Below are 18,573 nucleotides of genomic sequence, written 5' to 3'. Positions count from 1 at the left end.
GACTGATCCCTACCGTGCTTCAGCTAGGCGGATTGGCCAGGGCCAGAGGCGGGGCGTTGGAAGACACCGCGCCCTTGGCCCGCTGGGGGTTGAAGCAGAAAACGAAGTCGTGGACCCCGTCGTCCACCAGCGAGCAGGTGGGCACGGCCTCGCCGATGCGCACGCCGAATCGCATGAGCAGCTCCTGGTGGGCGGCCATGGAGTGGCCGCCGTTCACGCCGGGATCGGTGGTCTCAAAGCACCATGTATCGCTGCCGAGGAGTGCCGGGCGGTTTCGGGCCAGGTAACGGCACTCCCGCAGGTAGGGGCCGGGCGGGATGTCGGTGAGATAACGGTCGGGATCGGACCCGATCAGATGACGCCAGCCGGTGCGGACCAGCACCACGTCGCCCGGCCCGATGGGATCTCTGACCCCAAACCAGGCCAGCGCGGCCACAATGTCCTCCACCGTGATCCGGTAGCCGGTGTTGAGCACCGGGCGGCCGTTCGGCGCCTCGAACACGTCGCTGTTTACCCCGGTGGCCACCTTGAACCCCACAACATCGGCCACCACCCCCCGGGTGACTACGGCCCCCATGGTGGCGGTGTCCAGCGCCACCACCCCCCAGGGCCGGGCGAGCTCCGGGCCGCGGTGCCCGTTGTAGAACATGTTGCCCACCCCGCAATGGGTGAGCCCGCTGATATTGGTGCCCATTTTGTAGTCGAGCGACACCCGCTCCTCGGTCACGCTCATCCGGTTGGGGCCGAACGTCTCCTCTTGGATGACGACGCCGCCTTGCTTCTTGAAGGCATCCATCCCAGCCGGGGGTTGAAGCCCGGCGATGGCCAACCGCTGCTGGTAGGCCAGGTCGCCGTGGGCGGGGAAGTCGTTGAAGAGGGTCTCGGACAGGTTGTAGGTCTTGACTGGCCGGGAGACGTCGAGCCGGGCCAGCGCAGCCGCGGTGCGGACCGGAGTTACCTCGTTGAACGTCCCCCGCTTGTCGCCGAGACCGTACGGGCCGGGCACCCACGCGCCCGCCTCCACGGCGTCAACGTCGAACATTTCGTCGTTGACTTCGATCTGATCCCAGAAGTCCATCGATGCTCTTCTCTCAGCTTCCCCGAGCCGCCCCGGTCGGGGGGAGCGGAAAGGGGCGGGCTTGCAGCATAGGTGGTTGGCGATAACACCGGCTTACGGGTCCACGCGAAGGCTGTTGCGGAGCAGAGGGGCTGTAACGACGACTGGGCCGGGCTGCGGGGGGAGCAGCCCGGCCCAGTGGGGCAGGGAGATGGGAGGTCTCGCAGGGTGCGAGACCCCGGGTTGGGGCTAGAAGGCGGGGGCCTCTTTCGGCTTGGGGATCTCGGAAACGGGGTCGCCTTCTGGATCGGGGTTCTCGAAGCTGACCGTCTCGACATCCTCGTCGCGGACGACGATGAACTCTTTGGGCCGGGCGCACTGCTCGTCTTCAGGGCAGTCGGCAGTACACCACTCGTGGGCTGGGCTGTTCGGATGCGGCTCTTCGATGTCCGGCGCTTGAGGGGTTGTCCCGGTATCGTCGCTGCCCGCGCTGGAGGCCTCTTCGGGCGGGCCGAACGCGGCGAGGGCGGCGGCCACGCACTCCTCATACGACGTGTTGTCGCCGTCGTCGGCGGGGGCTGGCACGTCGCTTTGGGCGCTAGCGCCAATGGCGCCCCAGCCGGCGATCACCAGGGCCAGCCCTGCGATCGCAGCGGCGCCGACCAGCACCGGGTGGCGCCGCAGACGCGACCGCCACTTGGGCTTCGCGGCTTCCGGCGGCCCGGCGCTCTCGATGGGGGAGGTGTTAGTGGTGGACATTTCTGTCTCCTTGTCTTGGGGGTTCTCCAGACCGGGCCTCCCCGGTCCTTTAGGGGGTGCCCCCACGATGGCAAACACCTCCTGAGACCAGGCTGAGAGCGCCTGAGAGCGTTCTCAGGTTCGCGAAAACCGATCAAGGCAATTCAGGCAGACTTGGAGAGTGAGGATTCTGGTTGTCGAAGACGAGCAGCGGCTGGCGACGGCAATCCAACACGGCCTCGAAGCCGAGGGTTTCAGCGTTGATGCTGTTTACGACGGGCTCGACGGCCTGTGGCGGGCCCGAGAGGGGCTGTATTCGGCAGTCGTGTTGGACATCATGCTGCCGGGCATGAACGGCTATGAGATCTGCCGCACCCTGAGGGCGGAGGACAACTGGGTGCCGATTCTGATGCTGACGGCCAAAGACGGCGAGTACGACGAGGCCGAGGGCCTCGATCTCGGCGCCGACGACTACCTCCGCAAGCCCTTCTCGCTGGTGGTGCTGGTGGCCCGCCTGCGGACGCTGATGCGCCGGGGGCAGGGCCAGCCCTCGCTCGTTCTGGAAGTGGGCGACCTGAGCCTCGACCCGAGCACCCGCCGATGCCTGCGGGGCGACACCGACATCGAGCTGACGCCTAGAGAGCTGGTGGTGCTGCAAACGCTGATGAGCCGGGCCCCCGAGGTGGTTCCCAAACAGGAGCTGCTCCACGCGGTCTGGGGCTTCGACTTCGACGGAGATCCCAACATCGTCGAGGTCTACATCGGCTATCTGAGGCGCAAGATCGACCGGCCGTTCGGCGCCCGCTCGATCCGCACCGTCCGCGGTGTCGGCTACCAGGTGACCAGATGAAGCTGCCCCGGCTGGCGGCAGGTCGGCGGCGGCCCCGGCTGACGGTGCGGGTCCGGATGACCGTGCTGGTCGGGCTGGCCGCGGCGCTGGTGCTGATACCGGCCACTGTGTTCGGCCCAAACCGGGTGGAGCAGGCACTGCTCAACGACGTGTTCGACGATGAAGCCGCCGCCCAGGCTGAGAACATCGAACACCTGCTCGACCTGATGCGCCAGCCAACCGCGGTTGGCGCAGTCCCGGCTGAGCAGTCCGTGCAATCAGAGGGCAGCCCGCTCCAGAGCAGCCCGGCGGAAGTCGACATGAGCGGATTCAGCGCCAGCGAGGCCTCCTACCTGCGAGACGAAGCGCGGCGCATCCGTGAGGCCTTGGGCGACCTCGACCGCCTCGGACATCTCGATGGCTTGCTCCGCATCACCCGGTCGAACCGCCAGTCGGGCGTGCCGGTGGTCATGGGCAACGGCTCTCTGGCGGCCTTCTCCCTCGGAGACCGCGCTGAGGTGAGGCTGCTGGAGCCGGCCTCTGTGGATTCTCCAGTCATCACCGTCTTCGGCCTGAACGACCTGGTGTACAAAGCGGGCGGGTTCGAGACACCCGGGTTCGCCGACAAGCTGGGCCGCGCCGGCCTCGACAACGATGCGGACCGAGCCTCCCAGCAGATCGCCTTTGCCAGTCGCAACGTTGGCGGCACCGATTTCGTGGTCGCCGCCGACGTGGGCAATGTGATCCGAAGCGTTGACCGCATCCAGTCGATCATGTGGTTGGTTGCCCCGTTGGCAGTGCTGGCCGTGGTGCTGGTGGCCTGGCTGCTCACCGGGCGGGCTCTGCGCCCGGTGGAACGGATCACCGAGCAGGTCCGGGAGATCAACGCCGGGACGCTGGGCGAACGGGTTCCCCAACCCGGCACCGGCGACGAGATCGACCGGCTGGCCACCACCATGAACACCATGCTCGACCGACTCGAGCACAGCGACACCCGGCTGCGCCAGTTCGTGTCCGACGCCTCCCACGAGTTGAGAACGCCGGTTGCCGTGCTGCGCAGCGAAGCCGAGGTTGCCCTGCGCAGGCCCGGCGACACACCAGTCGGCGATCTCGCGGCCGGCGTGCTCGACGAGACCCAGCGATTGCAGCGCATCGTCGACGACCTGCTGGTTCTGGCCCGCCACGACGAGAGCCGCAGCCCGGTACTGGCCCAGGCAATCGACCTCGACGACGTCGTACTGGAAGAGGCCGCGAGGAGCCGGGCCATCCCCATCGACGTGAGCGCCGTCTCTGCCGGGAGGGTAACGGCATCGCCTGACCGCGCCGGCCGCATCGTCGCCCATCTGCTCGACAACGCCGCCCGCCATGCCCGTGAGCGCGCCGCGGTGAGCCTGACCACCCGCTCAACCTCAGACCCGGCCTCGACGTCAGGCCAAGAAGCGGTGCTGACCGTCGACGACGACGGCCCCGGAATCGCCGAGGCCGACCGCGACCGGATCTTCGAGCGCTTCACCCGCTTGTCCGAAGCCCGCAGCCGCGACACCGGAGGCGCCGGGCTGGGCCTCGCGGTGGTGAAAGCCCTCGTCACCGAACTCGGCGGCCAGATCACCGTCGAGGACTCCCTCCTCGGCGGTGCCCGCTTCACCGTCACCCTCCCCCACACTCCGCTATGAAACCGCCACCGCCACTCCGGTGCGGCCCTTCAATTGGCGGCACTCCCCGACAGGGCGGGCAGTTTCAGCGTTGGGGGCCGAACCAGGTGTCGTGGAGCTGCTCGTAGATTCCGTTCTCGACTAAGTCCAATATCGCCAGGTTGATGTGCTCGCGCAGCTCGGCATCGTCAGGGCTGAGCATGAAGCCGTACTGAACCCTTTGGAAGTCCGACCCCACCGTGGTGACCTCTCCGTCGCCCTCGCGGGCGGCGTGGAACTGGAGCACTGGGGCGTCGAACACCACCGCATCCACCTCTCCGTCGAGCAGGAGGGGGTAGGCGTCATCGATGTTGCCCACCAGCACTGGGCCCACCCCGATGGAGGGGAGATACGTTTCCGCGGCCGAGTGGGTGGCGGTGGCCACCCGCTTGCCCGCCAAATCGGAGGGTCCGGAAATCTCGGATCGCAGCTCGTTCACCGCCAGCGAGGAGGCGATGGCCGCGGTGAAGCTGGCGAACACCAGGGTGCCCAGGCCAATCCACACCAGCGCCAGCACCCGGCCCCGCGTCCCCCGGGCCACCTTGTCGCCATACCCGACGGTGCTCATGGTCACCACCGACCAATAGAACGAATCCCAGATGCCTCGGCGGTAGGGAGCCGCGAAGTCGGGGTTGTGATGCCGCTCCGACAACCAGATCAAGTGCGCGGCTACCAGCACCGCCACCCCGAACACGATCATCAGCCACGGCAGGTCTGACGACCACACGGCCCGGAAGAAGGAGGCGATCCGATCGCCGATGCCCCGCGACGAATCGTTGGGCACCAGGATGGTCAGCCCGGAGTCCAACACCGGCAGTGAGAAGTCCACCACCTCCTCGCGGGACTCGGTGACGGCCACCCCGCCCAGCCCGAGCCGGGCGACGCCCCGGTCGATGTCGTCGATCTGCTTGGCGGTGGTGTCAACCGCATAGATATCGACTCCCATGCCCAGCTTGGCCGCGACCAGCCGCACCAGCTCGACCTCGAAGCCGCTGTAGGTGCGGTTCTCATAGATCACAAACGGTGGCAGCGCTCGGGCCGCCACCTTCAGGGTTCCTCCGGGCCCGGACTCGTCGACGGAAGGCCCGGCGATCCCCACCGCATCGGGGTCAGCAGAAGAGACCCAGCGATTGACCGTTGACTGATTGGCCGCCACCCACTCCTCGGCGTGGCGCCGTATGTCGGCGGGATCGCCGCCCGTGGTCACCATGCGCACGTTCTGCGCGGAGATGTCGGCCAGCGGGATGACCACCTGTTCCAGCAGGCGGCCGACGGAAGGGTTGGCGGCTAGGAAATCGGTGTTGGCCACCGCCCGGATGTCGTTGGGAGGCCATCCGGTCTGGCAGGGGTCGTTGGCGCATCCCGGTATCCCGCTGATCGTCGTCTGGTCGAGCGCTGAGGCCTGGTCCGGAGGCAATGACGGGAACGGGGTCTCCAGCCACACCACGTCTGAGCCGGGAACCAGCTCGCCCACCGTCCAGTTGGGGGTCCAGGTGAAATAGAGCACTGGCTGGCCGGCCCGGTAGCGCTCGATGGTCTCACTTATCAAAGGGGAGTAGTCGCCCTGCACATGCTCCACCGTGGCGGTCAGGCCGTAGGTCTCCAGGTGGTGGTCGATGGTGGCCGCGCACGACCATCCCACATTGCAGCCCACAAGATCGGCCACGCCGTCCCCGTCAAGGTCGAACAACTCGGCCACCGCAGGATCGGACAGATCGCCCAGATTCGAAATCCCGTGAGCGCCAGCGGTCGCCGCATCCACGAAGTAGCCCTGCAACGCCCCATCGTCCACGGTTGTGCCGACCGCCGAGACCGGCGCGTCGTCGGGAATGAACACGTCATGGGCCGGGAACCAGCCGTTGGCCCACAGATCGACCTCGCCCTCGGCGACCGCGGCATAGAACTCGGCGTTGTCCATCGTGGTGGGACCATCGACCTGATATCCCAGCCGCTCCAGCAGCAGCCGATAGACCTCCGCCTGGAACCAGCCGGTGTCCCAAGTGGCCCGGGCCAGGCGAACCTGGGGCGCGTCATCGGAGGTTTCCTGCGCGGCTGCTGAAGCGCCCAAGGGCAGCACCAAGGCGCCCAGCACCAGAGCCAATAGGGCTACCAGCGCTCGGCGGAGTGAATTATGCACTCTCACAAAGTGTGCCGGGTCAGCCCCTTGCGGTTGCCAGCCACCCGTCGACGGTGTCGCGGTTGGCCCCGATCCAGTCGGCGGCGTCAGCGTTGATCTGATTCTCGGAATAGCCCAGCTCGGCGGCGGCCATCTTGGCGTTTTGGGCCGCGATGTCCTCCAGCGGAATGGTCACAACCTCCAACAGGCGACGTATGTCTTCGTTGTCGTCGAGGAAGTCCTCGTTGCCCACCGCACGAATGCTGCTGACGGCCCAGCCGAGGTTGCAGGGATCAGAGGCGCAGCCCCGCAGGCCCCGCACCTCGGTGGTCCCCTCCTCATCGTCGAGGGCGGGCGACTCGAGCCACACGACCTGCTCACCTGGTGTCAGTACTTCGTAGGTCCAGTTGGGCGTCCAGGCGTAGAACAGCACGGGCTCGCCGGCGGCGATGCTCTCCCGTACTCCGGCCACCAGGCTGTTGTAATCGCCGGAGATCTGCTCGACATTGTCGCCCCAGTCGAGATCATCGATGTGAGAGTCGATGACCGTCTGGCAGCCCCAGCCGTCGTTGCAGCCGATCAGGTCGGCGAGCCCGTCGCCGTCGTGGTCGAAGACTCGGGCTACTGATGCGTCGGCCAGCTGGCTCATGGAGGTGATCCCCATGGCGTCAGCCGTGGCCTTGTCGATCATGTAGCCCTGAAGTGCTCCTGAGCGCACCTGGTAGCCCACTGGCTCGATGGGAAGTTCGAGGGTCTCGCCGGTTACCCGCTCGCCCTCCAGGTAGATATCGTGCACGGGGAACCAGCCGTTGACCCAAAGGTCGAACTGCCCGCTGGCCAGTGCGGGGTAGAACCCGTTGGGGTCGCGGGTGTTGTCGGCCGGGTCGCTCACCTCATAGCCGAGCTCTCCGATGAGCTGGGCGTAGATGGCGGCCTGCATGTGGCCGCTGTTCCAGTCGGCTCGGGCCATCGTGACGGTGCCGTCATTCTCATCGGTCCCACAGCCAGCAAGCACCAGGGCCAGCACGGCCAGTACGGCCACGAGGATTACCGGCGTCCGGCCAAAGATGCGTCGATTTGTTGCATGCCGTTTAGTCATGGGGCCTCCTGTCTGACCTCAGAGGCTTCCGTGGGCCCGGCCTCAAGCCGGGACTTCACCTCCTCTATCAGGCCGCTATGGCGAGAGCGGAAGAGAGCCTCGTCGTAGTGGCTCTCCAACAGGTCGAGCTCCTCGTTGAACGCCTTCTTCAGGCTCCACAGCATGATGAGGAGGATCAGAGCGAAGGGAAGGCCGGTGGACACCGCCGCGGTCTGCAAGGCCGACAGTCCTCCGCCGAGCAGCAGGACCACGGCAACCGCGCCCTCCATGATCGCCCAGAACACTCGCTGGGGCTTCGGCGAGTCGAGCTTGCCTCCCGAGGTGAGGTGGTCTACCACCAGCGACCCCGAGTCGGAGGAGGTGACGAAGAACGACACCAGTAGCAGGACCCCGATCAGCGACACGACTTCGGTGAGCGGGAACGCCTCCAGCATGTCGAACAGGGCCGTGGCCACGTTGTCGTTGACTGCGGTGGCAACGTCGCGCTCGCCGCTGAGCTGCAAGTCGATGGCCGCTCCGCCGAAGACGGAGAACCACAGGAAGCACAGGGCGGAGGGCAAGAAGATGACGCCGGTCAAAAGCTCTCGCACCGAGCGGCCCTTGGATATGCGGGCGATGAACATGCCCACGAACGGCGACCACGAAATCCACCATCCCCAGTAGAAGATGGTCCAACCGGCTTGCCAGTTGGTGCCGGTGAAAGCCTCGTTCCAGAAGCCGAACTCGGGGATGATCTGGATGTAGTAGCCGGTGCTCTGGACAAACAGCGAGAGTATGAACAGCGTCGGACCCACCAGAGCCACGAACACCAGGAAGGCCCCGGCCAGATAGATGTTGAGCTGGCTGAGCCGTTTGACCCCGGCGTCGAGCCCCGCCACCACCGAGATGGTGGCCAGGCCGGTGATGGCGGCGATGAGCACGATCTGGAAGCCGGTGCCCGAGGGCAGGTCGTAGAGCTTGTTGAGCCCGGCGGCGGCCTGCTGCGCTCCCAGGCCCAGCGAGGTGGCCAGGCCGAACAGGGTGGCCACGACGGTCAGGGTGTCGATGGCGTTGCCCCAGTTCCCGTAGATCCTCGGTCCGAGGATGGGATAGAAGATCGAGCGGAAGGTGAGCGGCAGCCCACGGTTGTAGGCGAAGAAGCCCAACGCCAGCGCCACCAGCCCATACAGCGCCCACGCATGTATGCCCCAGTGCAGGAACGTGGTGGCCACCGCGGCCTTGGCGGCCTCTCCGGTGCCCGGCTCTGCACCAAACAGTGGGGGTGGCGACGCCAAGTGGTAGATCGGCTCGGCCACGCCCCAGAACATCAGCCCGATGCCGATGCCCGCCGATATGAGCATGGCGTACCACGCTCCAGTGGAGAACTCCGGACGGGCGTACGGACCTCCGAGCCGTATTTTTCCGTACCGGCTGAACGCGAAGTACAGCGCCATGAACAAGAAGATGTTGAAGTCGATGACGTAGAGCCACCCGAGCTTCTCGTTGATGAACGAGAGGATCTCCCCGAATACATCGCTCGCCGTGTCCTGGAAGATCAGCGTCCAGCCGATGAAGACCAGAAGGAATCCCGCCGACCAGAACGTGACTTGCGGATGGATGTCGAAGCCCCATCGCACAATGTTCTTGTCACCGGGCTCTCGGTCGGCGACTTCCGGGTAGAAGTCGATGTCGGGATCGATCTGGAGACCTTCAAAGGGCTTGCGGTTGTGGATTGCCTCATCCCGCAGCCGATGTTCTTCGGCCTCCCAATCATGAAGGGCCTGGGTGGCCTCCGTAAGGTCTACGTCGGTGTCATCAGGGCTTCTGCGGCTCCGCGATCCCCCCGACGCCGTAGCGTCTGCGTCGTCCATAACGGTCCCCCCATTTGGTGTTGATTTACTAGCGGCGCCCCGATGTGCGGTCAGTGTGTTTCGATGCCCAGAGATTCGGGGCTAGCCAGCTCGCAGAGGCCGCTAACTCAACCCCGTTCTCGATATGGGGTTCGGTCCTCCTGTTCGCCGCCATGGACAGCTTGAATAAACTTGAATAGTTGCCCTACCTAAATTCCTACTCGCATATATCTGTCAACGTCAAGAGGCAGATCGACCAAACTCGGTGATTTAAGCAGAAAGTTATCGATCAACGATGGTGGACCGTACTGGACTTGAACCAGTGACCTCTCGCGTGTGAGGCGAGCGCTCTGGCCATCTGAGCTAACGGTCCGGGGGTCGTTCAGGATAGCTCAGGCCACATTGGCGGGGCGAAGAGTTCTTCGCAGTAGGCCATGGCTTGAAGCACCCGCACGTCGCCGAGTTGATGGCCCACTAGTTGGAGCCCCACCGGCATGCCGTCGGCGGCGAAACCGGCCCGGACGCTGCCCGCGGGCAGCCGGGTCAGGTTGTACGGGTAGGTGTGGCGGATCCAGTTGTCTACCAGCTCGCCGTTGACCAGCCCCTGGCCCCCGCACTCGGGGAAATGGCCGGCCACGGTGGGGGTGAGGAGCAGGTCGGCGTCGGCCAACACCCCGTTGAGCGTCTCGGACATCTCGTAGAAGAGGTCGAGCGCTCGGTTGAAATCCGCCACTTGGGGACTGGTGGACAACCCGAAGTAGTAGCGCAGTCCGGGGGTGATCTGCTCCATCTGCTCGTCGGTCAGCTCGCCCAGCTCGCCCGACACCGCGTTGGCCGACAGCAGCACGTACTCCCAGATCGGATCCTTGAACAGACCCTCTTCCCGGACCTCCACCGCCACGCCGGCCGCTTCGATCTGGGCCACTGCGGCTTCGCACACCGCCACCACCTCAGCGTCGGACGGCTTGCCGTCGGGCGATGGGCACCACACCACCCGCTGGAGCTGCCAGCCCTCGTCCAGCGCCTGGTGCCACGACCGGCCGGATCGGGGCAGCGAGTCGAGGTCGCGGGGCGACGGCCCCATCACCAGGTCTTGCACGAAGGCGACGTCGGCCACCCGCAGCGCCATCGGACCGTGGACCGAGAGAGGCCACAGCCGATACGTCCCCTCCACCGGCACCCGACCGAGGCTGGCCTTGAAGCCACTGAAACCGCAGGCTGCGGCGGGAATGCGGATGGAGCCGCCTCCGTCGGAGCCAGTACACAGCGGCACCAGGCCGGCCATGAGGGCGGCCGCGGTCCCTCCTGACGACCCGCCGGGCGAGCGCTTCGGGTTCCACGGGTTGCCGGTGGCGCCGAACACGGGGTTGTAGGTGTCGCCGGTCCAGCCGAACTCCGGGGTGTTGGTCTTGCCCATCACCACACCGCCTGCGGCCCGCAACCGTTCCACCAGAATGCTGTCGGCCTCCGCCGGGGGGTCGCTGGCATGCAGGAACGAACCCTGCGTGGTCACATAGCCAGCGGCGTCCTCCAAATCTTTGACCCCAAACGGAATGCCAGCCAGCGGCCCGACCTCATCGCCAGAGGCCAGCCGAGCGTCGATCTCGTCAGCCTCGGCCAGCGACCGCTCCGGGTCGGTGGCCACAAAGGCGTTCAGTTCCTGCTGGGCCTCGATGGCCGCCAGCGAAGCCTCCACCATCTCCCGGGCCGACAACTCCCGGCTCTGCACCGCTGCGGCCCACTCCTGCACCGACCACTCACGAAAGTCCATCTCCGCCTCCTCCGTCGCCAAAACCCCGACAGTACTTCCACCCACAGCCGCCGCGAGCTGCGGCCGTCCTCAGCCGTCAGCCAGCGCGGCGGCCACCGCCTCTAACCCAACTGCCCTACTGGCCTTGACCAGCACCGCGGTATCGCCATCGACCGGGCCGAGAGCGGCCACTGCGGCATCGGCGTCGGCCACCGGGGCCAACCCGTACTCGGCGGTGGCCACCGGGATTACCTCGATCCCCAGTTCCCGGGCCAATGAGCCAATGGCGGCGTGCTCGGCTGCGGCTCGGTCCCCCAGCTCAGCCATCTCCCCGAGCACCGCCACCCGGCGTAGGCGGTCGACTGCGGCCAGCGAGCGCAGTCCGGCAGCCATCGACATGGGGTTGGCGTTGTAGGCGTCGTTGATCAGCACCCCTCCCGACGCCAGTGTGGTCACCTCCATGCGCCAAGGCGCCAGCCGAGCCTCCTCCAGCCCGGCGGCAATCTCATCCACCCCCACCCCGACCGCCAACGCGGCCGCCGCGGCGGCCAACGCGTTGTCCACCATGTGCTCACCGCACACCGCCAACGCCACCGTGGCCTGTCCACTCGGGGTCTCCAGTCGGAACTGGGGCCGCAGCCCGTCGTCCATATTCACGTCCGTGGCCCGCACGTCGCCGCCAGCCCGACCAAAGGTCAACACATCGGCTTCGGTCCGCTCGGCCATGGCCGCCACCAGCGGTTGGTCGGCGTTGAGCACCGCTACACCGGAGCGGTCTAAGGCCTCCACCAGTTCGCCTTTGGCCTCGGCCACCGCCTCCACGGTCCCGAACAGCTCGGTGTGAGCCGCCCCCACTGCGGTCACCACGCCGACGGAGGGCCGGCCCAGTGTGCAGAGCCAAGCAATGTGGCCCACGCCGCGGGCGCCCATTTCCACCACCACCACCTCGGCGCCCTCCGGACGGTTAACCAGCGTCAGCGGCACCCCCAGCTCGTTGTTGAACGACATCGGGCTGGCGTGGGTAGGGCGGTCGGCGCCAATGGCCGCGGCGGCCATGTCCTTCACCGAAGTCTTGCCTACTGACCCGGTGATCCCCACCACTGGTCCGTCGAACTGGTTGCGGGCGTGGCGGCCCAATTCGGCCAGCGCCTTGGCGGTGTCGTCCACGACCACCGCGGTGCCCCCTTGAGGCGACTTCGAGGTCAGGTAGGCGGTCGCGCCGGCGGCCACCGCGTGGTCGATGAAGTCGTGGCCGTCGCGCTCGGCCACCACCGGCACGAACAGCTCGCCTGGAATCACCGTGCGGGAGTCGATGGAGGCTCCGGCCATCACGACATCAGGACCCACCAGCTGGCCACCGACCGCCAGGGCCACCTCTGACGCCGACAATTTCACTCCCTTAGCCTCCCACTGTCGGGGCAATCGGTGGGGTACCGTCGGCTTGTGGGAACCCGCACCCGTTTGGTGCTGCTTTTTGGAGGCCGGTCGGCCGAGCACGACGTGTCCTGCGTGTCGGCTCGCCATGTGGCTGCCGCGGCCGACAAGGACCGTTTCGAGGTGGTGGCGCTGGGCATCACCCGAGAGGGGCAATGGCGGCTGGCCGAGCTTTCCGATCCTCTTCCCGACCGGCTGGATGCCGACGGTCTCAGCGTGGCCCCGGCCGAGATTTTCGCCGAGCCCGATACGGTGGTGTTCCCCCTGGTTCACGGGCCAATGGGCGAGGACGGCACTCTTCAGGGTCTGCTGGAGGTGGCCGACGTGCCCTACGTGGGATCGGGGGTGCTGGCCTCGGCGCTGTGCATGGACAAGGCCATGGCCAAGCTGGTGTGCGCCCAGCACGGGCTCCCCCAGTGCCGGTACCAGACGGCATCGGCCGGCGCCGACGTCGAAGCCGTGGCCGAGACGGCCATCGCCGAGCTGGGGCTGCCGCTGTTCGTGAAGCCGGCCAACATGGGCTCGTCGGTGGGGGTGAGCCGAGCTACCACCGAGTCCGGCGTCGTCAAGGCCCTGAAGGTGGGCAGCCAATACGACGAAACGCTGATCGTTGAGGAAGCCATCTCAGGCCACGAGATCGAGGTGTCGGTGCTGGGCAACCAAGAGCCAAAGGCGTCCATTCCCGGCGAAATCGTGCCCGGTGCCGAGTTCTACGACTACGCCGACAAGTACCTCACAGACGGCGCCAAGCTGCTGGTTCCTGCCGAGATCCCGGACGAGGCTGCCGAACAAGCCCAGCGCCTCGCCGTAGTCGCCTACCAGGCCCTGCGATGCGAGGGCATGGCCCGGGTGGACTTCCTCTATGAGCCCGCCGGACGGGGGATGCTGCTCAGCGAGATCAACACCATTCCCGGCTTCACTCCCATCAGCATGTACCCCAAATTATGGGAGGCATCGGGCCTCCCCTACCCGCAGCTCATCGAGACTTTGGTCGCGTTGGCTACCGAGCGCTACGAACGCCGCCAGAAACACGGCCGCACCGAACTCTGAGCGCCGGGACAACAGGTGCCGGGACTGCCCATGCGCATTCGGGGAATGCCCCCTGGATTTGGTAAAACACTGCGATGATCTCTGATGCGCTGGCCGGCAAGCGGCTGGCGATCACCGGCACCACCGGATTCTTGGGCACCGCATTGGTGGAGCGGCTGTTGCGGTGCATGCCCGAGGTAGAGCTGGTGCTGCTGGTGCGCCCCGGCCGCCGGGGGGCCGAGCAGCGCATCCGCCGCGAGATCATCCGCAACGACGTGTTCGACCGGCTGCGCGACGACATGGGCACAGACGAGTTCGAGCGGCTGTGCCAGGAGCGGATCACCGGTGTGGCCGGTGACGTGGGGATCGACGGGCTGGGCCTCGACGACGCCGGTCGGGAGCTGATCGCCGGCTGTGACATCGTCGTCCATTCAGCCGCCGCGGTGGCGTTCGACAATCCGCTGGACACCGCGGTGGAAGTCAACCTCTTGGGCCCGGTTCGACTGGTGGAGATGCTGAACGATATGGGGGCGTCCCCCCACTTCATCGCGGTGTCCACCTGCTATGTGGCCGGCAGCCGCCGGGGAAACGCCCCTGAGGAGCCCCTGGCCGACGGTCCCATGTACGTGCCGGTTTCGTGGCAAGACGAAGCCGAAGCCAGCCAGCGCCGGCGCATCACCACCGAAACCGAGAGCCGTGACCCCAGCCGCCTCGAGGAGTTCCGCAGCCGGGCCCGCCACGAACTGGGTGCGGCCGGCACCCCGGCGCTGGCCGCTAAGACCGAGCAGCTCCGCAGCAAGTGGGTCCACGACCAGATGGTGGAGGCCGGTCGGTCGCGAGCCGCCTCGCTGGGCTTCCCCGATGCCTACGCCTTCACCAAGGCGCTGGCCGAAACCGCGGTGGCCGAGATCAAGGGCGACCTGAAGGTATCCACCGTGCGGCCGTCGATCATCGAGTCGGCCTACGCCGAGCCGTTCCCGGGGTGGATCCGAGGGTTCCGCATGGCCGAGCCCATCATCATCGGCTACGGCCGGGGGCTGCTCACCGACTTCCCCGGCATCCCCCAGGGGGTGCTGGATGTGATCCCGGTGGATCTGGTGGCCGCGGCCATCTGCGCGGTGGCCGCCCGAGGCCACGACCCCGACCGACCGGTGATCCAGGTGGCGTCGGGCGCGATCAACCCGTTCCGGCTCAACCAGCTGGTCGACCTGGCTCACGGCTGGTTCAGCGAGAACCCCATCTATGACGACCGCGACCAGCCCATCCCCCCGCCCAACTGGACCTATCCGGGCCGGGGCCGGGTGGTCCGCCAGCTCAAACGGCTGCGGACCGGGCTGAACGCCGGTGAGCGGGTGCTGGGGCGGCTGCCCATCAGGGGCCGCCAGGCCGAGATCACCGCCGACCTCGACGAGCGCCGCGACCAGGTAGAGCGAGCCCTGGGCTATGTGGAACTGTACGGGGCCTACACCGAGTGCGAGGCCCTGTTCGGAGTAGAGCGGCTGCTCGAGCTGTGGGACAGCCTGGATGACGACGACAAGGAGCTGTACTGCTTCGACCCCCGGATCATCGACTGGCCCCACTACGTGACCGACATTCATTTGCCCACCGTGGTGGCCCAGGGCCGGGTCAAGACGGCCCCTTCGACGCGGTCGGGACCGTCTCGCAAAGACCGCCAGCGAGCCCAGGTGCTGTCCCCCGATCGGCACATGGCGGCATTCGACCTGGAGAACACCATCATCGCGGCCAACGTGGTCATGGCCTACGGCTGGCTGGCCACTCGGCGCCTCCCCCTCGACGACCGAGCCCGGCTGGTGGCCAAGATTTTGCTGGAGGCGCCGTCGCTTTTGGCGCTGGACCACCGGGACCGCAGCGACTTCCTTCGCCACTTCTACCGTCGCTACGAGGGAGCGCCGGTGGAGCAGATGGCCGAGGACTCCGGCGAGATGTTCAGCGATCTGATCTTGACCCAGGCCTATCCCGCCGCCATCCGCCGGGTGCGCCAACACCGGGCTGCCGGTCACACCACGGTGCTCATCACCGGCGCGCTGGACTTCATCGTGGAGCCGTTGCGCCCCCTGTTCGATCACATCGTGTGCGCCGAGCTGGCCCACTCCAATGGCATCTACACCGGCCAACTAGCCGAGGTGCCGCCCACCAGCGAGTCGCGGGCCGAGGTGCTGCGGGATTTCGCCAATGCCGAGGGGCTGCTCATGTCGGAGTCGGTGGCCTACGCCGACTCGGCCAGCGACCTGGCCCTGCTTGAGGCCGTGGGCTATCCGGTGGCGGTGAACCCCGAGCCCAAGCTGGCCATGCTGGCCCGCAAGCGGGGGTGGCTCATCGAGTACTTCGACAAGGCGCCCGGCGGCCCCCGCAAGCTGTTGCCCATCGGGGCCCGGAAGGCATCATGAAAGACCGGGTTCGGCCCACCCCCCGTCCGGGCATGGTGCTCGAGGTGGACCGCTCCACCCCGCCGATCCTGTTCCACCACGGCGAGGGGTTCCGCACCGAGAAGCTCCCCGCCGGGCGCAGCCGGGTCGTCTATCCCGCCGAGCCGCTGCTGGGGCTGGCCGATCCCGAGGGGGCGATTCGCCGGGCGCTGCTCAACCCCATCGACCAGGATCCGCTGCCCGCCCAGCTGCGGCCGGGCATGAAGCTCACCATTGCCTTCGACGACATCTCCCTGCCGCTGCCGCCCATGCGCCGACCCGATATCCGCCAGATGGTGATCGAGCAGGTGCTGGAGATGGCCGCGGCGGCCGGGGTGGACGATGTCCACGTCATCGCCGCTTTGGCCCTGCACCGGCGCATGACCGAGGCCGAGCTGCGCCATGCGGTGGGCGACCGCACCTATGACGCTTTCGCCCCCTCTGGGTGCCTCTACAACCATGACGCCGAGGATCCCGACGGCATGGTCATGCTGGGTACCACCCCCCACGGCGAGGAGGTGCAGTTCTCCAAGCGGGCCGCCGACAGCGATCTGGTGGTGTACGTGAACATCAACTTGGTGGCCATGGACGGCGGCCACAAGAGCACCGCCACCGGCCTGGCCGGCTACCAGGGGCTGCGCCACCACCACAACGTCAAGACCATGCAGGAGTCCCGCTCCTTCATGGACCAGCACCGCTCTGAGCTGCACGCCTCCAACTGGCGCATGGGCAAGGTGCTGCGCGACGCCGGGGTGAAGATCTTCCAGATCGAGACCACGGTCAACAACAACACCTTCGGGGTGGACGGTCCGCTGGCCATGCTCCAAAAACGGGAGTGGGAGTGGAACGCCAAAGACCGGGCCGCGTTCGTAGCCATGACGTCGGGCCTCAAATACGCCCCGCCCCAGATGGCCCGGCAGATCTTCCAGTCCTGGCGGGCCCCCTACGAGCTGACCTCGGTGCAGGCCGGCGAAGTGGAGGCCGTCCACAAGGTGACCACCGAGAACGTGTACGCCCAGCACCTGGTGCCCGTGGAGGGCCAGACCGACATCTTGACCATGGGCCTGCCCTACATCTGCCCCTACAACGTGAACTCGGTGATGAACCCCATCCTGGTCATGTGCCTGGGGCTGGGCTACTTCTTCAACCTCTACCGGGGCCGCCCGCTGGTGCGGGAGGGCGGCGTGGTCATCATGGGACACCCCACCCGGTGGGAGTTCCACCCGGTGCACCACCCCAGCTACATCGACTTCTTCGAGCAGGTGCTGGCCGACACCACCGACCCGGTGGAGATCGAGGCCAAATACGAGCGCCAGTTCGCCGAAGACGAGTGGTACATCCACCTGTACCGCACCTCGTACGCCTACCACGGGGTCCACCCCTTCTACATGTGGTACTGGGGGGCGCATGCTCTTCAGCACCTGGGCGAGGTCATCATCGTGGGCGGCGACACCCGGGCGGTGCAGCGCATGGGCTTCCGCCCGGCGTCCACGCTCCAAGACGCCCTGGAGATCGCCAGCGACACCGTGGGCCGCCAGCCCACCGTCACCCACCTCCACAACCCCCCGATCCTGATGGCCGATGTCAGCTAGACGCGCCATCTCGAAGCTGGACTTCCCCTACCGGGCGGCCCGACCGCCCGTCGGAGTACCGCCTGCGCCCGAATCCAAGAAACGGGGGGCCGACTACGACACCGATTGGGCCCGCAAGCCAGCGGCCCGAGCGGCCCGGCGGCTTATCACCGAAGTCGTGATGCAACCGGCCATGGCCGCTCTGGCCCGGCCCCAGCGCCAGGGGCTCGACCGGCTGGAGCGCCTGGAGGGGCCGGTGATCTTCGCCGCCAACCACCACAGCCACATCGACACTCCCCTGCTGTTCACCTCAATTCCCCCCAAGTGGCGAAACCGGCTGGTGGTGGGCGCGGCGTCGGACTACTTCTTCACCGGGGCGCTCAAATCGGCGGCGTCGGCCCTGGTCATCGGAGCCATCCCCATCGAGCGCTCCAAAGTGGGACGGCGCTCGGCCCGTTTGGCCGCGTCGCTCATCGAGGACGGCTGGAGCCTGCTCATCTTTCCCGAGGGCGGGCGAAGCCCGGATGGCTGGGGCCAGCCCTTCCTGGGCGGGGCCGGCTATCTGGCCGTGCGCTGCGGTGTGCCGGTGGTACCGGTCCATGTGGAGGGCACCGATCGCATCCTGCCCAAGGGCCGCAACGTGCCCAAGGTGTCGGCCACCACGATCACGTTCGGCGATCCCCTAGTACCCACCGAAGAAGACAACGCCCGACGGTTCGCGGCCCGCATCGAGGTAGCCGTGGCCACCCTGGCCGACGAGTGCTCCACCGACTGGTACCAAGCCCGCCGCCGAGCCCACGCCGGTACCACCCCCGGCCTCACCGGCCCCAACGTCTCCCCCTGGCGCCGGGCTTGGGCCCTCGGCGACCGCTCCCCCCGCTCCCGCCGCCAACACCGCCGCTGGCCCAAGTAATACCCGTGGGCCAACACCGCTACTGGACCAAGTAATACCCCTCAAACGGCCGGTTCTGCGACACGGCCATTTCGCCGGAAAGCCCGTAGGA

Annotated in this window: 13 protein-coding genes and 1 tRNA gene; 6 read left to right on the top strand and 8 right to left on the bottom strand. The window is 67.1% G+C overall.

The window, feature by feature from the left end; all coding sequences use genetic code 11:
• Positions 1–19: 19 nt before the first annotated feature.
• Positions 20–1,078: a cyclase family protein gene (locus ACOGJC_RS14530; protein ID WP_419845712.1), complete on the bottom strand. Its 1,059-nt coding sequence runs from the start codon at positions 1,076–1,078 to the stop codon at positions 20–22.
• 228 nt (positions 1,079–1,306) lie between these two features.
• Positions 1,307–1,816 carry a hypothetical protein gene (locus tag ACOGJC_RS14525; RefSeq protein ID WP_419845711.1) on the bottom strand — a complete coding sequence of 170 codons (510 nt, stop codon included), beginning with the start codon at positions 1,814–1,816 and terminating at the stop codon, positions 1,307–1,309.
• A 160-nt stretch (positions 1,817–1,976) separates the two neighbouring features.
• On the opposite strand from ACOGJC_RS14525, the gene ACOGJC_RS14520 reads away from it, so the two are divergent.
• Both ACOGJC_RS14520 and ACOGJC_RS14515 read left to right on the top strand, forming a co-directional pair.
• Positions 1,977–2,645, top strand: coding sequence for a response regulator transcription factor (locus ACOGJC_RS14520; RefSeq protein WP_419845710.1), 669 nt, complete (start codon positions 1,977–1,979; stop codon positions 2,643–2,645).
• Positions 2,642–4,297, top strand: a complete 1,656-nt coding sequence (locus ACOGJC_RS14515; protein WP_419845709.1) for a sensor histidine kinase — start codon at positions 2,642–2,644, stop codon at positions 4,295–4,297. Before ACOGJC_RS14520 ends, ACOGJC_RS14515 begins: the two co-directional genes overlap by 4 nt.
• Positions 4,298–4,361: 64 nt before the next feature.
• On the opposite strand, the gene proX (ACOGJC_RS14510) is transcribed toward ACOGJC_RS14515, so the two are convergent.
• The 6 genes from proX (ACOGJC_RS14510) to ACOGJC_RS14485 form a co-directional block, all read right to left on the bottom strand.
• Positions 4,362–6,452 (bottom strand): glycine betaine/L-proline ABC transporter substrate-binding protein ProX, encoded by a 2,091-nt coding sequence (gene proX / locus ACOGJC_RS14510; RefSeq protein ID WP_419845708.1) that lies wholly within the window; start codon positions 6,450–6,452, stop codon positions 4,362–4,364.
• Positions 6,453–6,471: 19 nt separating this feature from the next.
• Positions 6,472–7,530, bottom strand: a complete 1,059-nt coding sequence (proX, locus tag ACOGJC_RS14505) for a glycine betaine/L-proline ABC transporter substrate-binding protein ProX (RefSeq protein ID WP_419845707.1) — start codon at positions 7,528–7,530, stop codon at positions 6,472–6,474.
• Complete coding sequence (locus tag ACOGJC_RS14500) at positions 7,527–9,380, bottom strand: BCCT family transporter (protein WP_419845706.1); 1,854 nt, start codon at positions 9,378–9,380, stop codon at positions 7,527–7,529. Before ACOGJC_RS14500 ends, proX (ACOGJC_RS14505) begins: the two co-directional genes overlap by 4 nt.
• A gap of 275 nt (positions 9,381–9,655) precedes the next feature.
• Positions 9,656–9,732: transfer RNA gene (locus tag ACOGJC_RS14495), tRNA-Val, on the bottom strand.
• Positions 9,733–9,741: 9 nt separating this feature from the next.
• Positions 9,742–11,130: an amidase gene (locus ACOGJC_RS14490; RefSeq protein WP_419845705.1), complete on the bottom strand. Its 1,389-nt coding sequence runs from the start codon at positions 11,128–11,130 to the stop codon at positions 9,742–9,744.
• Between the two features lie 69 nt (positions 11,131–11,199).
• Positions 11,200–12,504 (bottom strand): UDP-N-acetylmuramoyl-tripeptide--D-alanyl-D-alanine ligase, encoded by a 1,305-nt coding sequence (locus tag ACOGJC_RS14485; protein ID WP_419845704.1) that lies wholly within the window; start codon positions 12,502–12,504, stop codon positions 11,200–11,202.
• 48 nt (positions 12,505–12,552) lie between these two features.
• Here ACOGJC_RS14485 and ACOGJC_RS14480 point away from each other — a divergent pair, with 48 nt between their 5' ends.
• The 4 genes from ACOGJC_RS14480 (at position 12,553) to ACOGJC_RS14465 (ending at position 18,482) form a co-directional block, all read left to right on the top strand.
• Positions 12,553–13,593 carry a D-alanine--D-alanine ligase family protein gene (locus tag ACOGJC_RS14480; RefSeq protein ID WP_419845703.1) on the top strand — a complete coding sequence of 347 codons (1,041 nt, stop codon included), beginning with the start codon at positions 12,553–12,555 and terminating at the stop codon, positions 13,591–13,593.
• 74 nt (positions 13,594–13,667) lie between these two features.
• Entirely contained in the window at positions 13,668–15,980 is a 2,313-nt protein-coding gene (locus ACOGJC_RS14475; RefSeq protein WP_419845702.1) for an HAD-IB family hydrolase, read from the top strand.
• Complete coding sequence (locus tag ACOGJC_RS14470; protein WP_419845701.1) at positions 15,977–17,590, top strand: lactate racemase domain-containing protein; 1,614 nt, start codon at positions 15,977–15,979, stop codon at positions 17,588–17,590. Before ACOGJC_RS14475 ends, ACOGJC_RS14470 begins: the two co-directional genes overlap by 4 nt.
• Positions 17,580–18,482 carry a lysophospholipid acyltransferase family protein gene (locus ACOGJC_RS14465; RefSeq protein ID WP_419845700.1) on the top strand — a complete coding sequence of 301 codons (903 nt, stop codon included), beginning with the start codon at positions 17,580–17,582 and terminating at the stop codon, positions 18,480–18,482. Before ACOGJC_RS14470 ends, ACOGJC_RS14465 begins: the two co-directional genes overlap by 11 nt.
• Positions 18,483–18,573 lie beyond the last annotated feature (91 nt).

It is taken from the genome of Candidatus Poriferisocius sp. (assembly GCF_965204015.1).
Lineage (GTDB): Bacteria > Actinomycetota > Acidimicrobiia > Acidimicrobiales > Bin134 > Poriferisocius.
This window is presented reverse-complemented; position numbering and strand designations above follow the sequence as displayed.